Raw genomic sequence first — 18,113 nt, 5'->3', positions numbered from 1 at the left:
ACATTTAATTAAAGCAAGAGAAGGAGGAAGCGATATGGCAAAAACTTTAATGGATTCACTTGGAATTGAGTTGTTAGAGATGACAGAAGATAAGGTGGTTGCTACGATGCCTGTTGATGAGCGTACGCATCAGCCATTTGGATTTTTACATGGCGGTGCATCGGTTGCATTAGCAGAAACAGTGGCAAGTGTTGGTTCATACAATTTAATTGATCAAGAAAAATGTATTTGTTTCGGATTAGAAATTAATGCAAACCACATTCGCTCAAAGAAAGATGGAATTGTAACAGCGATCGGAACACCGATACATAGAGGACAATCGACAATGGTTTGGGATGTTCGTATTATTGATGAAAATGATGATTTACTATGTATATCAAGATGTACAGTAGCAATTAAAGAAAAACGTGAAAAGTAAAAAAGAGGCGCTCTTATGAGCAGCCTCTTTTTCTTATAATTAGAACTGGATTTTCTTCTCTAAGAAACCTTTTAGTTCGCTAATTGGCATACGAACTTGTTCCATTGTATCACGGTCACGTACTGTAACAGCTTTGTCTTCAACTGAGTCGAAGTCGTATGTGATACAGAATGGTGTACCGATTTCGTCTTGACGACGGTAACGTTTACCGATAGAACCAGTTTCATCAAAGTCTACCATGAAGTCTTTAGCTAATTCTGCGAATACTTCAGTAGCACCTTCAGATAGCTTTTTAGATAATGGTAAGATAGCTGCTTTGTATGGTGCTAAAGCAGGGTGGAAACGAAGAACTGTACGAGAATCGTTTTCTAATTGCTCTTCTTCATATGCATCACATAAGAATGCTAATGTTACACGGTCTGCGCCTAAAGATGGCTCGATGCAGTATGGTACGTAACGCTCATTCGTTTGTGGATCGATATAGTTAAAGTCTTCGTTTGAGTGTTCCATGTGACGTTTTAAGTCGAAGTCTGTACGAGATGCAACGCCCCAAAGTTCGCCCCAACCGAATGGGAATTTGAATTCAATGTCAGTTGTTGCATTACTATAGTGAGATAACTCTTCTTCACCGTGGTCACGAAGACGCATGCTCTCTTCAGTCATACCAAGTGAAAGTAACCAGTTTTTACAAGTTTCACGCCAGAATGCGAACCACTCTAAATCTTCACCAGGCTTACAGAAGAATTCAAGTTCCATTTGTTCGAATTCACGTGTACGGAATGTGAAGTTACCAGGTGTGATTTCGTTACGGAAACTCTTACCGATTTGGCCAATACCAAATGGAAGCTTTTTACGCATAGAGCGTTGAACGTTTTTGAAGTTTACGAAAATACCTTGTGCTGTTTCAGGACGAAGGAAGATTTCGTTTGTGCTAGACTCTGTAACACCTTGGAATGTTTTGAACATTAAGTTGAACTGACGGATTTCAGTGAATTCTTCACTACCGCAATCAGGACATTTTACTTCATGTTCTTTCATTAAGTCAGCCATTTGGTCGAAAGTAAGACCATCAACAACCATTTCGATGCCTTTTGCATCTAAAGCATCCTCAATTAATTTGTCAGCACGGTGACGAGCTTTACATTTTTTACAGTCGATCATTGGATCGTTGAAGTTACCAACGTGACCAGAAGCGATCCAAGTTTTAGGGTTCATTAAAATAGCTGCGTCTAAACCAACGTTGTATGGAGATTCTTGAATGAATTTTTTCCACCAAGCTTTTTTAACATTATTTTTTAATTCGATTCCAAGTGGACCGTAATCCCAAGTGTTTGCAAGACCACCGTAAATTTCAGAACCAGGGAAAACAAAACCGCGATGTTTCGCTAAGTTTACAACTTGTTCCATTGAATACATAAGAAAATCCTCCTTTTGAAAGTTAACGTATTGGCGATGACATACTCTGATACTTTGGAAACGAGCAGTATAGCTAAAAAGAACATAAAAAAACGCTCATCCCAAGGCTTATTTGCCTAGGGACGAGCGTTTGCCCGCGGTTCCACCCTAGTTGATACACAAAAGGTGCATCCACTTTATCATGTATTGCTCGGGACTGCCGTTTCCTTGCGGCTTCAGGCTTTCACTATCCCTGAATCGCTTTTTATGCAAGTACTTATAAGTCCGTCATCACTACTTATATTAGTAATAATGAACATATTCTAACACGTTCTTTTTTAAATCTCAATAGAGGAACGCGTCTATCTATGATAGAGTCTCGCCTATTTTTTCATTATTTATTCCGTAATTTTCTTTAATATGCTTAATTGCTTCACGCTTACTTAATGGAGCGAGCTCGTTGTTTTGCACGTATTCCCAAACTACATCCGGATTTGTTTTTGCATATTCACGAAGGACCCAGCCAATCGCTTTTTGAATGAAAAATTCTTTTGAAGAATGTAGTTGTCCAATAATCCAGAAAAGAAGTTCTTCATCCATCTTTTGTTTATATTTCAGTTGGAATAAAATAGCGGCGCGTTGTAACCATATGTTATCTGATGCAATCCATTTTGGAATATAAGCAGAAATCAATTCTGGGTGTTTTAAAAAGATAGTACCTAAGAATGTAGGGACGATGCTATCGACAGAGTCCCACCAAGATTTTGTGACAATAAGTTCTTCTAAGAAGGGGATATGAGTTTCGTTTATATGTTTTTTATATTTTTGCATAATATCAAGTGCGGCCGCTTGGAATTCACGTTCTGGTAAGTCCCAAAGCTCACGTACGATAATTTGGAAGTCTTTTTTATCTGGGAGAGTATGTATTTGAATGATGTCTTTTAATAATTGGCGTCTTTCCGGTGTTTGAATACCTAGAAATGGGAAGTGATTTTTCATATAACGAGCCATAGGTTCTGCTTTTTCAGGATTTTTATGAGCTGTGAAATGCTCTTGTAATGCTTTTACAAATGGATGCATAAGTGTTTCTCCTCTCTTATTCTCTATCTTCTCTTATTATACAAAGAGTTTGGATAAATTTTAAAACATAACTTGCAATGTAATGAAATATGTTGAAAGTAGAGAGGAGAGGATAAGATGGAGGATCAAGGAGTACTAGCAGGTTTCTTTGCTCTTAGTTTTGCGTTTATTCTTGTTATATTGATTTGGGCAATTATTTCATATTTGTTAACGGCTTTTGCACTTTATTCGATGGCGAAAAATGATGGTGCAACGGACGGGGTGCTTGCGTTTATTCCGTTTTTGAATAGTAAGACGTGGGGTGACTTAGCGAAAGATAAATTACCAGATTTTTTGAAAGAAGAAGCAGGGTGGAAAGTGTTCGGTATATATGTTGCATGTTTCATTTTTAATTTCGTACCAATTATAAGTTTACTAGCAACAGCTGTATCGATTGTATTGTCTATTTATCTTATCTACGCTATTTTAGACAGATATGGAACGAACTCTATATTATTTACGATTATTCATGTAATCACATTTTCGGTGTTCTTACCGATTCATTTATTTATTATTCGAAATGAACCGGTGAGATATAAAGAGTAGATTTTTCGTTTTTGTTGATAAGTCAATATATTTTAGATATAAGTAAAAAAGCGCCCTGATTATCAGAGCGCTCTTTTTACTACATAAGGTAGCGTAAATAAATATAAATGTGAGAAATGATTAATGAAACGATCATAATTGGGAAACCGACTTTTAGGAATTCCATGTAACTAAATTTATGTCCTTCGCGGCTCGCAATACCTGCAACGATTACGTTAGCAGAAGCTCCGATTAATGTTCCGTTTCCACCGAGACAAGCACCTAGTGCTAATGCCCACCATAATACATCGATTTGTGCGTCAGATGGTGATAAGCCTAGCCCAACTGCCATATCGTTAATAAGTGGAATCATTGTTGCGACGAATGGGATGTTATCAATTGTTGCAGAGGCGATACCAGATACCCATAAAATAAGGATGGATGCGTAAGAAATATCTCCGCCTGTTATACCAATTACTTTTTGAGCTAACATTTTGATAAGACCGATATCGATAAGTCCTCCAACAAGTACGAATAGCCCTGCGAAGAAGAAGATTGTTACCCACTCTACGCTTGCAAATACTTCTTCAATTTCATGCTCTTTCACACCAATTAACATAAGTACAGTAGCACCAGTTAAGGCAATGATAGCCGCATCAATATGGAAAATAGAATGAGTCATGAAACCTACAATCGTAAGTCCAAGCACCGTTAAAGATTTTTTCATTAATACTGGATCTTTAATGTATTGTTTTTCATCTAAGCTCATTAATTTTTTAACCTGTACAGGATCGGCAATTAATTGTTTACGGTACATGAAGTAAAGTATTGTTGCTGTAACTCCAATAATAATAATTACGATTGGTGCTAGGTTCAATAGGAAAGCATTGAAGTCTAAATGCTTATTGGCAGAACCAATCATAATGTTAGGTGGATCACCAATTAATGTTGCCGTTCCCCCAATGTTTGAAAAAATAATTTCAGAAAGTAAATATGGAACAGGATTTACTTGCAGTATGCGCGTAATAGATAAAGTAACTGGAACAACAAGAAGTACAGTTGTAACGTTATCTAAAAATGCGGAGCCAAGCGCGGTAAGTAGGGAAAGGGAAATTAAAATTTTAATTGGATTTCCTTGTGCCCCTTTTGCTGCTTTAATGGCAACGTATTGGAAAACACCTGATTTACTCGTAATGTTCACCAAAATCATCATACCGATAAGTAGCGTAATCGTTCCCCATTCAATATGTTTCGTAAAGGCGTTATGTAAATCGACGACCCCCACAATTACCATGAATGCTGCACCAAGAAGTGCGATGACAGCGCGATTAATTTTTTCAGAAATAATAATGGCATATGTAATTAAAAAGACTGCGATAGCAAAATAATACTGCCAGTTAGCGAGTTCTTGCGTTGTTTCGTGCAAAAATCTCATCTCCTTTCATTCATTTTTCTTAGTGTGTCAAATATTAACTAGATGAAACACACATAACGTCATTATAAAGTAGAAAAACTGCGGATGTAAATGCAAGGAGGGATTTTGTCATATTTTCTGCATAGGTCATTTTTTCTTATTTTTTAAAATATTTGTGGGCATTTGACATATATATAAGATACATCCAATCTGAATATTTAAAATGGAATTAGCATTCGAGCTTGTTCGTGTAGGAGTGTCAAATAGAAAGGAATGATAAAAATGATAAGGAAGGGATCGTATGGATGAACAACGATTTTTATTTTTAGACTTTGAGTTTACGATGCCCCAGCATAGAAAGAAACCGAAAGGATTTTTTCCGGAAATTATTGAGGTAGGACTCGTTTCAGTTGCTGGCTGTAAGGTGGAAGATACGTATTCATCACATGTCAGGCCGAAAACATTTCCCTCTTTAACGGATCGATGTAAGAAGTTTTTAGGAATAAAACAAGAAGTCGTGGATAAAGGGATTTCATTTCCTGAACTCGTTAAGAAGCTTGCGGAATACGAAACGAAATGTAAACCGACAATTGTAACGTGGGGAAATATGGATATGAAAGTGCTGAAGCATAATTGTGAAATGGCAGGGATAGCTTTTCCATTCTTCGGACAGTGTCGTGATTTATCGCTTGAGTATAAGAAGTTTTTTGGAGAAAGAAATCAAACAGGATTATGGAAAGCAATTGAGGCGTACGGAAAAGTAGGGACAGGGAAGCATCATTGTGCGCTTGATGATGCGATGACGACGTACAATATTTTTAAACTAGTAGAAAAAGATAAAGAGTATTTAGTAAAACCAGCACCTCCAACATTAGGAGAACTCGTTGACTTTTCAAAAGTGTTAAAGAAAGTGAGCACACAGTAACGACCAAATTGCACATTATGTAATTTGGTCGTTTTGTTTTTTAAAGTTTGTAGTCTTTCTTTAACTGTTCTAATGTTTCTAGACTACGCTCTGCAAAAGGTGAATCATCTTCAGAAAATGAATTCATTTGGGTTTCTAATGCTAATTTTAGTGACTCGGTATAATCCGGAATTTCTCCTTCATATTTTTTCACCATTTGCTCTGGAATGTTCGTCTGTTCACGGAAAGCTAAAGCGCGTCTTTCATGGAAAAATGGTACGTCAGCTTGTTTTACGTTATGTAAGTCACCTTGCACCGGATGTTTTAAAACAGCTAATACTTTTACGACGTAACTGCCAGGGCGGCTATTTGTAACTTCGCCGATGTATTTGCCAGTTTTATAAATACCAGTAACGATTTCACCAATTTCAAATGTTTCTCTCATATTTTTCACCTCAAGTTTATAGTAAGGAAAGTAGGAGAAGGAGTCAAAGAAATCATTCACTTTCGGAACGCCCCCTTGAGAATATGGATAGGTTCCACTATAATTTAAAGTTATATAACAGAAAATTCTGATGTTTTACAAATCCTATAATAAGGAGTGTTCTATATGATGCCTTTATATTTTCCGGAAGATAAAACAGAATATATTATTCCAGGGATTGTTTGCGTGCTATTTATAATTGGTGCCGTTGCTACGTGGCGTATGTTCATTCGTGTATCAAAACGCGAAGCGGAGCGATTACAGAAAGTTGAAGAAAAACTATTATCTGAAAAGAAACAGTAACGCATTTTTGTATGTTTCCCTCTATGCTCGGACAATCTAAGGGCAGAATATATTTTGGAGGGAATGGAATGAAGAAACGGCTTTTTTTCAGTTGTTGTTTATTATTTCTGATGGCAGGTTGTGACCAAGGAAAGCCGAAAGAAATTGAAGTGAAATTACATAATGCTTCAGGAGATGAAGTAGGGACTGCGAAAGTAGTGCAGCAAACAAGTGGCGTGAAAATTACGATTAAAGGAGAAGGTTTCACGCCAGGACCACACGGACTACATGTACATGAAATCGGAGAGTGTAAGGCACCTCGTTTTGAATCATCTGGGAATCATTTTAATCCTGATGATAAAAAACATGGTCTTCTTAATCCGAAGGGTGCAGAAAACGGTGATTTACCGAACGTAGTTGCAGATGGTTCTGGGAAGATTAAAGCGGAAATCGATGCACCTCACATCACACTTGAAGAAGGAAAAACGACGATTCATAGAAAAGATGGAGCGTCTATTATTATTACAGAAAACCCTGATGATGGTATGACACAACCGACAGGTAAATCAGGCGATCGAATTGCTTGTGGTGTAATTGTAAAAAAAGCAGCAGATATGAAGAAAAAGTAAAAGCTACCGTGCTGGTAGCTTTTTTTTGTGTAGTATAAGTGAAAATATATCAGCGGTTATTGGAATATATCGACTTACCGATAAAATAGGACAAAGGAGTCTGTCCAAGAATGATTAGGGGACAGACTCCTCTATTATTATGAAAACGTATGACGCAGTCTGTTCAAAATTTCTTCTAAAACAGATCGTGGACAGCCGATGTTAATTCGAATATGTTCTTCGCCACCTAACCCATATTTCTCACCAGGTTCAACGATGATTTTTCCTTTTTCCTCAAGTAATGCAGTACGCTCGTTTTGAGGAAGCTTTAGACGAGAACAATCAATCCATAATAAAAAGCTACCTTCTGGCTTCGTTACGGAAAGAGCAGGTATGTGAGTTTTAATATATTCACAAGCAAATTGAGCATTATCTTCTATATATAATCGAATTTCGTTTAACCAATCATTACATTCTGTATAGGCACTTTGCATCGCTGTGTAGGCAAAGATATTTAACCCGTGGAAGCCTTGTCTATATTGGATAGCTATAAAGGCGTGACGGAGTTTTTCGTTTGGAATGATAATAATCGAAGCTTGTAATCCAGCGATATTAAATGTTTTACTTGGAGCCATACAAGTGATAGTGCGCTCTGCTAATTCTTCAGATAAGGAAGCGAACGGCGTATGTGTATGGTCTGCATAAATGATATCGGAATGAATTTCATCCGCGACAACGATAACGTCATATTTAGTACATAACGATCCGAGCTGCACAAGTTCCTCTTTCGTCCAAACGCGTCCGATTGGGTTATGAGGGCTACAAAGAAGCATGAGTTTGACACCTTGCTGAAACTGCTTTTCTAAATGCTCGAAGTCTATCACATATGTATCATTTTGTTTCTGTAATGGACTCACGCATAACTGCCTGTTGTTTGTTGTGACCATTTCGAAAAATGGAGGATAAATAGGTGGTTGTACGAGAACGGATTCGTTTTCTTTTGTGAAAGCCTGTATGCTCGTACTAAGAGCTGGAACAATCCCCGCGCTAAAAACAATCCATTCTTTTTGAATGTCCCAGTTATATTGTTTTTTTGTCCAGTTACAAATAACATCTCCAATATTTTCGGGAGGAAGTGTATAGCCGAAAATAGGATGCTCAATACGTTTCTTTAAAGCAGTTTGAATTTGTGTTGGTACTTCAAAATCCATATCAGCAATCCAAGCATGGATAAGTTCTTCGTTTTTATATGTATCCCATTTTATACTATGCGTTCCACGTCGATTGATTGCTTTATGAAATAGTTGCATACGTTTGCCCCCTTCTTCTGTAAAACCAATAAGTTATGAAAGTTCTCTCTCTTCTTATAGAATAGCTGATGTGATAGGATAAAGAAAAGTATTAAAAAGTGAAAAGGCGGGAAGCGAATGGGTACATATGAAAAGATGATAGAGGTTGTGAAGAATTGGGATCCGTTTCAAATGGGACCGGAGTTTTATGAAACAGAAGCGAGCGATGTTGTGAACGTCATAAGTGTGTTTGATGATCCAAAATACATCGCAAAGAAGATTCAACATATATACTTTATGTCTTTTGAGGAAGTACCTGCGCTTGAAAAATGTGAGAAATTAGCTGTGGAATTACTTGTAATAAAAGAAGGCGGAAGCTGTTCATTATAGGCTGTCGGAATTTCCGACGGCCTTTTTTATATTATCCCGCTATTTGCCGGGCAGTAAGACCCCCACCTCAAAATTCAGCAGAAGCAAAGAAGTTAGGTGGGGGCTAATTAAAGTTTCACTTTATTGCGCAGAAAAAGCGATAATTTCTTCATAAACATGTTCAGGCTTTTCTTCAGGTAGTAAATGTCCTGTATTTTCGTAAGAAATAAATTTTGAATTCGGTAAATCTTTGTGTAGCCGATGACCTACATGTACAGGGACGACGCGGTCTTTTTCACCCCAAATGAGTAGTGTAGGTGTTTCGATTTTTTGTAATTCAGTTGAAGATAAGTCACCTTCACGGTCTCGTATCATGCGAGTTAAAGCGGGAAATATACGGTCGTCATAAAAAGGAGCGGAGTAACCTTTTTTCATTTCATCGTCAATTAATGAGTGATCATGAACGACATTCATTAAGTTATGAACAATACCGCGTCTAATAATCCAGTTCTTTACGTATAAATGAAAGAACGGTAAATAAGAAGAGTATAGTAAAGGTAAGGTTGCGCGTGCTAAATAGCTAGAGCTGCATAGTAAAATCGTTTTTGAAATGAGTTCAGGACGTATACGGTTTACATAGAGAGAAATTTGCCCACCCATAGAGTGCCCAACTAATACAATGTTTGAGAGAGATAAATGTTCAATTAAATCAATAATAATCGTTGCTAAATTGTGATAAGAATACTTAAATAGATGAGACTTATCACTTTTTCCGAACGGTGGTAAATCAAGAGCAATCACTGTTCCTGCTTTCGATAGTAAGGGAATGAGACGACGGTAACTGAATGAGGAAGATAAAAAGCCGTGAACGAGTACGAAAGTAGGACGTTCTGTTTTGTTATCGTGTTCATACAATTCGTAATGAATAGTAGTGCCGCGAGTGGAAAAAGTGAAATAAGGACAAGTATATTCGTGATTCATTTTTTGTCACTCCATTGATTTTTGTTCATATCATCTCCAAGGAAGAAGAAAATATGTTAACAAAAAAAGGCAAGATGACGATGTCATCTTGCCTTTCGTTTATTCAGTATTACCCGCGAACAATATTAGGCGGTGTTTTTCCTTGTAATCCTGCAACTAAATTTTCAGCGGCGGTCATAGCCATTTGCTGCCTAGTTTTTAATGTTGCAGATCCGATGTGTGGTAAAGTCACAACATTTTGTAATGATAAGAGTGGATTATCTTTTTGAATCGGCTCTTGTGTAAATGTATCGATACCTGCTGCAAAGAGTTTCTTTTCTGTTAAAGCATGGATTAACGCTTCTTCATCTACTGTTTTCCCGCGAGAAGCATTAATGAAGATTGCTGTTTCTTTCATTAATGAAAATTCCTTTTCTCCGATAAGGTGATATGTTTCATCTGTTAATGGAGTAAGAAGAACAATAAAGTCAGACTGCTTCAGTAGCGTCTGTAAATCACAATATGTAGCATCGAATTTTTGTTCAGCTTCTTCTTTACGACGGCGGTTATAGTAAAGAACATTCATATCAAATCCGAATTTCGCTCGTTTTGCAACGGCTTCTCCAATTCGGCCCATACCGATAATACCAATTGTGCTATGGTGTACATCTAGTCCGAAGTGTTCTTTTCCAATTTCAGCGTTCCATTCACCATTTTTCACGTAAGAATCGAGTTCGCAAACACGACGCCCAGCAGATAACATAAGGGCGAAAACGAGATCAGCTACTGTATCATCTAATACGTATGGTGTATTTGTTCCGATAACATTTCGGTTTTTCATCGCTTGTAAATCAAAATTATCGTAACCGACAGAAATGTTGCTCACTACTTTTAAGTTAGGAGCCACTGTCAGTAATTCTTCATTAATAGCAGATCCGAAATTTAATAACCCATCTTTATCTTGTATTTTCTCTAATAGAACATCACGAGGTACTTTCTCATTTTGCTCCCATTTTTCATAATCACAGTGTTCTGATAAATAGTTTTCTACAAATGTTGGAACTGGTTCAGCAATATAAACTTTTGGTTTCACGGTTCCATCCCCTTTCGCTTTATCACGCATTTTTCCGCTGATTAAAGTTTCACTTTATTTTGACATAATTCAATAGAAAAATCTTCTTTTCAAACTGGAAAGGGTATTTGTATAATTTAAACACAAACGAAAAGGAAGGATGATTTATATGGTGACAGAAAAAGAATTAGAATTATTAGCTTGTCTTGAAAAGAGTAGTCGATTATCTGTAGATACATTAGCGAAGCTGTTAAATATAGAGGTAGAAGAAGTAAAGAAGATGGTTGCGAGGTTAGAAAATGAAAAGATTATTGTGGATTATGTAACACATATTGATTGGACGAAGGTGAAAGAACATACAGGTTTAACGGCAATGATCGATGTGAAAGTTACGCCAAAGCATGGCGTTGGGTTTGATGCGGTTGCTGAACAAATTTATCGTTATTCAGAAGTGAAATCCGTTTATTTAATGTCAGGGACATATGATCTTTCTATTACATTAGAAGGGAAAACGATGGGAGAAGTAGCGATGTTTGTTTCTGAGAAATTAGCAACAATTGAATCTGTTGTTTCTACAACTACTCATTTCATTTTGAAGAAGTATAAACATGAGGGCGTTATTTATGAAAAAGACGATGATGATAAGCGAATTGTGGTGACACCATGAAGCAATTTGAACTATCTAGATCAGCAGAATCTTTAAAACCATCGGGTATTCGAAAATTTTTTGATTTAGCAGCAAATATGAAAGGTGTTATTTCCCTCGGGGTAGGAGAGCCGGATTTTGTTACACCTTGGAATGTAAGGCAAGCATGTATTCGTTCTTTGGAACAAGGGTATACGTCATATACAGCAAATGCAGGATTATTGGAGCTCCGTCAAGAAATAGCAAAGTATCTAAAAAAACAATTTGCAGTATCTTATGATCCAAGTGATGAAATCATTGTTACAGTTGGAGCGAGCCAGGCGTTAGATGTAGCGATGCGCGCCATTATAAATCCTGATGATGAAGTGCTCATTATTGAACCGAGCTTCGTTTCTTATGCACCACTTGTGACGTTAGCTGGAGGAGTTCCGGTTCCTGTGGCGACTACGTTAGAAAACGAGTTTAAAGTACAACCAGAACAAATTGAAGCAGCTATTACAGCGAAAACAAAGGCAATTTTGCTTTGTTCACCAAATAACCCGACAGGTGCAATGCTAAATAAATCCGAGCTTGAAGAAATAGCAGTGATTGTTGAGAAGTACAATTTAATCGTATTATCTGATGAAATTTATGCAGAGCTTGTATACGACGAAGTATATACAAGTTTCGCAAGTATTAAAAATATGCGTGAGCATACGATTTTAATTTCAGGATTTTCAAAAGGATTTGCGATGACAGGATGGCGTCTCGGTATGATTGCAGCTCCTGTTCAATTTTCAGAATTAATGCTCAAAATCCATCAGTATTCAATGATGTGTGCACCGACTATGTCTCAGTTTGCAGCACTTGAGGCGTTACGCACAGGGAACGATGAAGTAATTCGAATGAGAGATAGCTATAAGAAGCGTCGTAACTTCATGACGACATCTTTCAATGAAATGGGCTTAACGTGTCATGTGCCGGGCGGAGCATTTTATGTTTTTCCTTCTATATCTTCAACTGGATTATCTTCAGCGGAATTTGCAGAACAGTTATTGCTGGAAGAAAAAGTGGCCGTTGTCCCTGGTAGCGTATTTGGCGAAAGTGGTGAAGGATTTATTCGTTGTTCATATGCGACGTCGCTTGAACAACTTATGGAAGCAATGAAGAGAATGGAACGATTTGTAGAAAATAAAAAAAGGACAAAACGTAATACGTTTTGTCCATAAAAGGGGGGGAATACTAGAAAGCCATGTGTTAGTAGTCTATCCCAATATTGGAGAATTATACTTCTTTAAGGGAAATTTTTCATGAATTTTGAATGAGTTCTGTCATAGTGGTATAATTTACTAATATAAGGTATACGCATTCTAGATATCATTATCTAGAATGCGTACTAACCAATCGGATATTTAAAATAAATATATCTGCTTTGCTCTCTATAATTGTAGAGAGAATGGTAAACGTATGGGAGTGTTTCATATGTCAGAACAATATACAACAGGAGTGGTTGTAACAGGGAAAGTGACTGGAATTCAAGATTACGGTGCATTTGTAGCGTTAGATGCAGAAACACAAGGACTTGTGCATATATCTGAAATTACAAATGGATATGTAAAGGATATTCATGACTTTTTAAAAGTCGGCGATACAGTAGAAGTAAAGGTACTTTCAATTGATGAAGAGCACAGAAAAATGAGTTTATCGTTAAAAGCGGCGAAAAGAAAACAAGGAAGGATTCTTATACCGAACCCATCTGAAAACGGATTTAATACGCTGCGAGAAAAGTTGGCAGAATGGATTGAAGAGTCCGAGTTAACAAAGTAAAAGAGGAACGCATATGAGCGTTCCTCTTTTACTTTATCTTATGATATATATTTGCAAATATGATTGCATGCAATCATATTCGTATGTCGGAGGTGAAAGGACATACTGATTATCGAATTTCGTTTGTTTCTGGGTGCGTACCAAGATTTTCAGATGGTTTAAACAGTAAACCAAGATTGATAAGCCCAGATATACCAACGATGCCGTAAATAATACGTGCAAGAGCTGAATTTTGTCCACCGAAAATGGCTGCTACTAAGTCAAACTGGAAAAATCCGATTAGTCCCCAGTTCACAGCGCCAATTACAGTAAAGACTAATGCGATACGTTGCAGAGTACTCATGAAAAAGCCCCCCTTAATTGTGAAGCGTGAGCAAGCGATGAGTTAATTAACTCTTTTATAGAATGGGGTAGTTATGTTGTTTTTATACATAAAAAATGTTCGAAAAAGGATGTATATACATCTATACCGAAAAATACGAATTTTTATGCAAAAAATGAACTTTTTCTAAAAATTATATATTGGTTACGTTTACAATGTTTGAATCGCTTGATTTACAACTTCAGTTTCGCTAAAGTGAATACAGAAATACATATCCATAATTGGAGGGAAAAAGATGAGTACACATGTAACGTTCGACTATTCTAAAGCGTTATCCTTCATCGGTGAACATGAAATCACTTATTTACGTGATGCAGTGAAAGTAACACATCACGCAATCCACGAAAAAACTGGAGCTGGGAACGATTTCCTTGGGTGGGTAGATCTTCCGCTTCAATATGACAAAGAAGAATTCGCTCGCATTCAAAAATGCGCAGAAAAAATTAAAAATGACTCTGACATTTTACTTGTTGTAGGTATTGGTGGTTCTTACCTAGGAGCACGCGCAGCAATCGAAATGTTAAGCCATTCTTTCTACAACACGCTATCTAAAGAACAACGTAAAACTCCACAAGTGCTATTTGTTGGACAAAACATTAGCTCCACTTACATGAAAGATTTAATGGACGTATTAGAAGGTAAAGACTTCTCTATTAACGTTATTTCCAAATCAGGTACAACAACAGAGCCAGCACTAGCATTCCGTATTTTCCGTAAGTTATTAGAAGAGAAGTATGGAAAAGAAGAAGCTCGCAAACGTATTTATGCAACTACAGATAAAGCACGTGGTGCATTAAAAACATTAGCTGATAACGAAGGTTACGAAACATTTGTTATTCCAGATGATGTTGGAGGACGTTTCTCTGTATTAACGCCAGTTGGTTTATTACCAATCGCAGTAAGTGGCTTAAATATTGAAGAGATGATGAAAGGTGCAGCTGCTGGTCATGATGACTTCGGAACATCAGAACTAGAAGAAAACCCAGCTTACCAATACGCAGTAGTTCGTAACGCTTTATACAATAAAGGAAAAACAATTGAAATGCTTGTTAACTATGAGCCAGCACTTCAATACTTCGCTGAGTGGTGGAAACAGTTATTTGGTGAAAGTGAAGGAAAAGATCAAAAAGGTATTTTCCCATCTTCAGCAAACTTCTCAACTGACTTACACTCATTAGGTCAATACGTTCAAGAAGGTCGTCGTGACTTATTTGAAACAGTTCTTAAAGTAGGTAAATCTACACATGAACTAACAATCGAATTAGAAGACAACGATTTAGACGGATTAAACTACCTTGCTGGTGAAACTGTAGACTTCGTAAACACAAAAGCATACGAAGGTACATTACTTGCACATAGCGACGGGGGAGTACCAAATTTAATCGTAAATATTCCTGAATTAAATGAGTACACATTCGGTTACCTTGTATACTTCTTCGAAAAAGCATGTGCGATGAGCGGCTACTTATTAGGCGTAAATCCATTTGACCAACCTGGCGTAGAAGCATACAAGAAAAACATGTTTGCTTTACTTGGTAAACCAGGATTTGAAGAATTAAAAGCAGAATTAGAAGAGCGTTTAAAATAATAAAAAGCGACCGGATTCCGGTCGCTTTTTATTATTTTATCGAAAAGTCCATCAGTATATTCAAACTAGAGTGGGTATGCTAAAGGAAAAGTCTTGGAGGGATGGGCTTGATTCCGATTCAATCAAATTTAGAAGGACGTACATATGCGTTATATAAATTAGAAGAGGTTATGAAACCACTTGGATATAGTATTGGTGGTAATTGGGATTATGATAAAGGATGCTTCGATTACAAAATCGATGAAGAAGATGGGTATCAATTTTTACGAGTGCCATTTACAGCAGTAGATGGTGAACTAGATGTACCTGGTGTAGTAGTCCGTCTTGAAACGCCGTATATTCTTTCGCATGTATATCAAGACGAACTAGATGATAATGTGAATACTTTAACCGCGGGAACGAGTGGGATGGATCAATTTGCTGAACCGAAAGATCCAGATGCAGATGTGAAAAAAAAATATATCAATATTGGAAAAGTGCTCATGCGGGAACTAGAAAAACATTTTCTTAATGGTGAATAACAATTAGTATGTCGCTTTCGATAAGAATGAAGGTATGGACTGGGTTAATCATATATTGATCGTCACGCTTTATACCTAGTAAGAGAATGTTTTGTTTTAAAAGGGTATAGCTACAATTCGCAAAGGTTTGTCCGGTGCAGGACGGAGAGAGCTCCATCAGTTGTAATTTGTTATCAGAGATTTCATCGTAAAGTGAGAATAGTACACCTGAAATAGAAGGGAATAAAAGAGAAGCGGTAAATACATAACTCGTTAATTTATTTCCTTCTATAATTTCTGACGCGCCAGCTCTCGTTGCATTTTGAATTTGTTCAGTAGTAAGTAGTTCGGCGATGCAGTGAATGTTTGGATTGAGTCCTTTTGCAGTTAAAATATTTAAAATGGATTGTGTATCTGCTAAGCTTTCGTTCTTTTCTTTATCGGCTGTTATTAATATGGTGTGTGCCGTTTTAATATTAGCCTTTAATAAAGTTTGATCGTGATGCGGACAACCTTTTATAAATTCTAAATGATGAAATGGTTTTGGGAGTAAAGAAAGTGTTTCATCAATTAAAACGATATCAAGGTTTGGTTGTAATACATGCATTTGCTTTACAACATGTTTTGCACGCTCATTCCAGCCAACGATAATCATATGACCGTTAGAGGTAGCGGCTTCTTCACCTTTAATTTTCATATATTGTTTACTAATCATCTCAGTAGCGAATAGAACCATATAATAAGAACAAAAGCCAGTTCCTAATAAAATAATACTTATACCTATTAGTTTTCCTATCGTTGTATGGGGAGCAAAGTCGCCATATCCAACTGTAAAAATGGTAACGATTGACCACCAAATTCCGTCAAACCATGTAGTGAAATGAGAGGGTTCTAATCTATGTATAAGAAAACCAGAAAAAGCAGTGAATACAATAATAAAACAAATTAAACGAAAAATAATGGAATCACGAAATGTATCTACTAAATTCGGACGGGATTTCAATAGTAAATTCCTCCTTGTTTTGCAGGACTACATTCATTGTTACCATTATAGAAAAAAGAAAAACTCTCTAATTAAAGAGAGTTTGTTTTATGCTACATACTTTCCACTTCAGTTTGTTGGACACTTTCAAGATGTTGAAGAGCATAGTAAACATCAGCAGTAGGTCTTTTTTGATCAATGGACAGTTTAAGATGTAAATAGTGAGAACCGTTTTCTAATGTTTTAAGCTTCATATTCTTAACTTTTATATCCATTTCCTTTATTTCTTCAATTACGATTGGGATATTGTCCATATTTCGTACAACAAGTTTCACAGCGATATCACGTTGACGAAATGATCTAGGGCCTACATATTTCATCGCGAGTGGTATAAGTTCGACACTAATCATAAGGAAGCACATTCCGAAAATCGCCTCGATATAGAAACCAGCTCCAACGGCAATACCAATACCAGAAGCACCCCAGATCATAGCGGCAGTCGTGAGCCCTGCAATGCTATCGTTGCCTCTTCTTAAAATTACGCCAGCACCTAAAAAACCAATTCCTGATACAATTTGAGCGGCAAGTCGAAGTGGATCCATATTCATATGATCGGTATGTGGTAAGTTATAAGCTGCTTTAATAGAAACAATCGTTAGGAGGCAACTAATAATAGAAATAACTAAACACGTTTTTAAACCAAGTGGTTTCCGTTTTAATTCGCGTTCTAAACCAATGGCAAACCCTAAAATAGCCGAGAGACCTAGTTTGATTAATAAATCGGTATAGTCCATATATATTCCTCCTTGTATGATATGGTATATGAATAAAACGCTTAGTATAGAAAGAAACGTTTTTTGATAGAGTAACTTTATATAAAATATATGTAGGAATTACTCATACATGAAAGAGATATTTCGTTTAAGTATATGATATTAAAAAAGAAATGTGGGCAGTTTTAAAAAAAGTTTATAAAAGGTGTTGCATTTCATTTTTCACCATGATATATTAATAACCGTCGCTGATGCGGAAACGCAGAAAACGACAAAAAAAGAAATTGAAAAACTTAGTTGACATCGAAAAACGAAGATGTTAACATAAGGAAGTCGCAAATGAGCGACCAAGTAGTTCTTTGAAAACTGAACGAAACAAACAACGTGAAACGTCAATTTTTATTTTTAGATGCTAGACAAACTAACTTTATTGGAGAGTTTGATCCTGGCTCAGGATGAACGCTGGCGGCGTGCCTAATACATGCAAGTCGAGCGAATGGATTGAGAGCTTGCTCTCGAGAAGTTAGCGGCGGACGGGTGAGTAACACGTGGGTAACCTGCCCATAAGACTGGGATAACTCCGGGAAACCGGGGCTA

The 18,113-nt window shown here is 36.9% G+C and carries 21 protein-coding genes and 1 rRNA gene; 12 read left to right on the top strand and 10 right to left on the bottom strand.

Going from position 1 to position 18,113, the window contains the following annotated elements; all coding sequences use genetic code 11:
* Nucleotides 1-34: 34 nt before the first annotated feature.
* A complete protein-coding gene (locus ATL10_RS27655) occupies nucleotides 35-418 on the top strand; it encodes a hotdog fold thioesterase (RefSeq protein ID WP_001140612.1) in 384 nt (127 codons plus the stop codon).
* A 39-nt stretch (nucleotides 419-457) separates the two neighbouring features.
* Here the strand turns inward: ATL10_RS27655 and ATL10_RS27650 are convergent, their stop codons facing one another.
* Both ATL10_RS27650 and ATL10_RS27640 read right to left on the bottom strand, forming a co-directional pair.
* Nucleotides 458-1,834 (bottom strand): glycine--tRNA ligase, encoded by a 1,377-nt coding sequence (locus ATL10_RS27650; RefSeq protein ID WP_000287154.1) that lies wholly within the window; start codon nucleotides 1,832-1,834, stop codon nucleotides 458-460.
* Between the two features lie 345 nt (nucleotides 1,835-2,179).
* Nucleotides 2,180-2,893 (bottom strand): DNA alkylation repair protein, encoded by a 714-nt coding sequence (locus tag ATL10_RS27640; RefSeq protein WP_000553298.1) that lies wholly within the window; start codon nucleotides 2,891-2,893, stop codon nucleotides 2,180-2,182.
* A gap of 117 nt (nucleotides 2,894-3,010) precedes the next feature.
* Between ATL10_RS27640 and ATL10_RS27635 the strand changes: the two genes are divergently transcribed.
* On the top strand, nucleotides 3,011-3,478 hold the full coding sequence (locus tag ATL10_RS27635; protein WP_000390061.1) for a hypothetical protein: 468 nt from the start codon (nucleotides 3,011-3,013) through the stop codon (nucleotides 3,476-3,478).
* 79 nt (nucleotides 3,479-3,557) lie between these two features.
* Here the strand turns inward: ATL10_RS27635 and ATL10_RS27630 are convergent, their stop codons facing one another.
* Nucleotides 3,558-4,883, bottom strand: coding sequence for an ArsB/NhaD family transporter (locus tag ATL10_RS27630; RefSeq protein WP_000545210.1), 1,326 nt, complete (start codon nucleotides 4,881-4,883; stop codon nucleotides 3,558-3,560).
* A 289-nt stretch (nucleotides 4,884-5,172) separates the two neighbouring features.
* On the opposite strand from ATL10_RS27630, the gene kapD reads away from it, so the two are divergent.
* Nucleotides 5,173-5,796 carry a 3'-5' exonuclease KapD gene (kapD, locus tag ATL10_RS27625; protein ID WP_000344356.1) on the top strand — a complete coding sequence of 208 codons (624 nt, stop codon included), beginning with the start codon at nucleotides 5,173-5,175 and terminating at the stop codon, nucleotides 5,794-5,796.
* A 40-nt stretch (nucleotides 5,797-5,836) separates the two neighbouring features.
* Here kapD and kapB read toward each other — a convergent pair whose 3' ends face one another.
* Complete coding sequence (kapB, locus tag ATL10_RS27620; protein ID WP_001209343.1) at nucleotides 5,837-6,220, bottom strand: kinase-associated lipoprotein KapB; 384 nt, start codon at nucleotides 6,218-6,220, stop codon at nucleotides 5,837-5,839.
* Nucleotides 6,221-6,385: 165 nt separating this feature from the next.
* Between kapB and ATL10_RS31430 the strand changes: the two genes are divergently transcribed.
* A complete protein-coding gene (locus ATL10_RS31430) occupies nucleotides 6,386-6,562 on the top strand; it encodes a hypothetical protein (RefSeq protein ID WP_075717125.1) in 177 nt (58 codons plus the stop codon).
* A gap of 68 nt (nucleotides 6,563-6,630) precedes the next feature.
* A complete protein-coding gene (sodC, locus tag ATL10_RS27615) occupies nucleotides 6,631-7,170 on the top strand; it encodes a superoxide dismutase [Cu-Zn] (protein WP_023523265.1) in 540 nt (179 codons plus the stop codon).
* Nucleotides 7,171-7,307: 137 nt separating this feature from the next.
* On the opposite strand, the gene ATL10_RS27610 is transcribed toward sodC, so the two are convergent.
* A complete protein-coding gene (locus ATL10_RS27610) occupies nucleotides 7,308-8,459 on the bottom strand; it encodes a MalY/PatB family protein (protein ID WP_090978027.1) in 1,152 nt (383 codons plus the stop codon).
* Nucleotides 8,460-8,576: 117 nt separating this feature from the next.
* Between ATL10_RS27610 and ATL10_RS27605 the strand changes: the two genes are divergently transcribed.
* Nucleotides 8,577-8,828 carry a YugE family protein gene (locus ATL10_RS27605; RefSeq protein WP_000537641.1) on the top strand — a complete coding sequence of 84 codons (252 nt, stop codon included), beginning with the start codon at nucleotides 8,577-8,579 and terminating at the stop codon, nucleotides 8,826-8,828.
* A 120-nt stretch (nucleotides 8,829-8,948) separates the two neighbouring features.
* Here the strand turns inward: ATL10_RS27605 and ATL10_RS27600 are convergent, their stop codons facing one another.
* Both ATL10_RS27600 and ATL10_RS27595 read right to left on the bottom strand, forming a co-directional pair.
* Entirely contained in the window at nucleotides 8,949-9,788 is an 840-nt protein-coding gene (locus tag ATL10_RS27600) for an alpha/beta fold hydrolase (RefSeq protein ID WP_001015204.1), read from the bottom strand.
* Nucleotides 9,789-9,897: 109 nt separating this feature from the next.
* A complete protein-coding gene (locus tag ATL10_RS27595) occupies nucleotides 9,898-10,890 on the bottom strand; it encodes a 2-hydroxyacid dehydrogenase (RefSeq protein ID WP_110497930.1) in 993 nt (330 codons plus the stop codon).
* Between the two features lie 118 nt (nucleotides 10,891-11,008).
* On the opposite strand from ATL10_RS27595, the gene ATL10_RS27590 reads away from it, so the two are divergent.
* From ATL10_RS27590 to yugI, 3 genes are all read left to right on the top strand, one after another.
* A complete protein-coding gene (locus ATL10_RS27590) occupies nucleotides 11,009-11,506 on the top strand; it encodes an Lrp/AsnC family transcriptional regulator (RefSeq protein WP_000255696.1) in 498 nt (165 codons plus the stop codon).
* The gene (locus ATL10_RS27585; RefSeq protein WP_097925195.1) at nucleotides 11,503-12,693 is read left to right on the top strand and encodes an aminotransferase; all 1,191 of its coding nucleotides are present in this window, start codon (nucleotides 11,503-11,505) and stop codon (nucleotides 12,691-12,693) included. Before ATL10_RS27590 ends, ATL10_RS27585 begins: the two co-directional genes overlap by 4 nt.
* A gap of 253 nt (nucleotides 12,694-12,946) precedes the next feature.
* Nucleotides 12,947-13,291, top strand: a complete 345-nt coding sequence (gene yugI / locus ATL10_RS27580) for a S1 domain-containing post-transcriptional regulator GSP13 (protein ID WP_000003764.1) — start codon at nucleotides 12,947-12,949, stop codon at nucleotides 13,289-13,291.
* Between the two features lie 109 nt (nucleotides 13,292-13,400).
* Here the strand turns inward: yugI and ATL10_RS27575 are convergent, their stop codons facing one another.
* A complete protein-coding gene (locus ATL10_RS27575) occupies nucleotides 13,401-13,634 on the bottom strand; it encodes a DUF378 domain-containing protein (protein WP_000105788.1) in 234 nt (77 codons plus the stop codon).
* A 274-nt stretch (nucleotides 13,635-13,908) separates the two neighbouring features.
* Between ATL10_RS27575 and ATL10_RS27565 the strand changes: the two genes are divergently transcribed.
* Both ATL10_RS27565 and ATL10_RS27560 read left to right on the top strand, forming a co-directional pair.
* A complete protein-coding gene (locus ATL10_RS27565; RefSeq protein ID WP_000103664.1) occupies nucleotides 13,909-15,261 on the top strand; it encodes a glucose-6-phosphate isomerase in 1,353 nt (450 codons plus the stop codon).
* Between the two features lie 107 nt (nucleotides 15,262-15,368).
* Entirely contained in the window at nucleotides 15,369-15,782 is a 414-nt protein-coding gene (locus ATL10_RS27560) for a YugN-like family protein (RefSeq protein ID WP_141526290.1), read from the top strand.
* Here the strand turns inward: ATL10_RS27560 and ATL10_RS27555 are convergent.
* Nucleotides 15,769-16,764, bottom strand: coding sequence for a potassium channel family protein (locus ATL10_RS27555; RefSeq protein ID WP_075720406.1), 996 nt, complete (start codon nucleotides 16,762-16,764; stop codon nucleotides 15,769-15,771). The two genes, ATL10_RS27560 and ATL10_RS27555, sit on opposite strands and share 14 nt — an antisense overlap.
* A gap of 92 nt (nucleotides 16,765-16,856) precedes the next feature.
* Nucleotides 16,857-17,537, bottom strand: coding sequence for an MgtC/SapB family protein (locus ATL10_RS27550; RefSeq protein ID WP_000386677.1), 681 nt, complete (start codon nucleotides 17,535-17,537; stop codon nucleotides 16,857-16,859).
* A gap of 406 nt (nucleotides 17,538-17,943) precedes the next feature.
* Here ATL10_RS27550 and ATL10_RS27540 point away from each other — a divergent pair.
* Nucleotides 17,944-18,113: ribosomal RNA gene (locus ATL10_RS27540) — 16S ribosomal RNA — on the top strand; the annotation flags it as partial.

The organism is Bacillus sp. 196mf (assembly GCF_003217275.1).
GTDB lineage: Bacteria > Bacillota > Bacilli > Bacillales > Bacillaceae_G > Bacillus_A > Bacillus_A thuringiensis_S.
The sequence above is the reverse complement of the archived record's forward strand: the minus strand, read 5'-3'. Positions and strand labels throughout refer to the sequence as shown.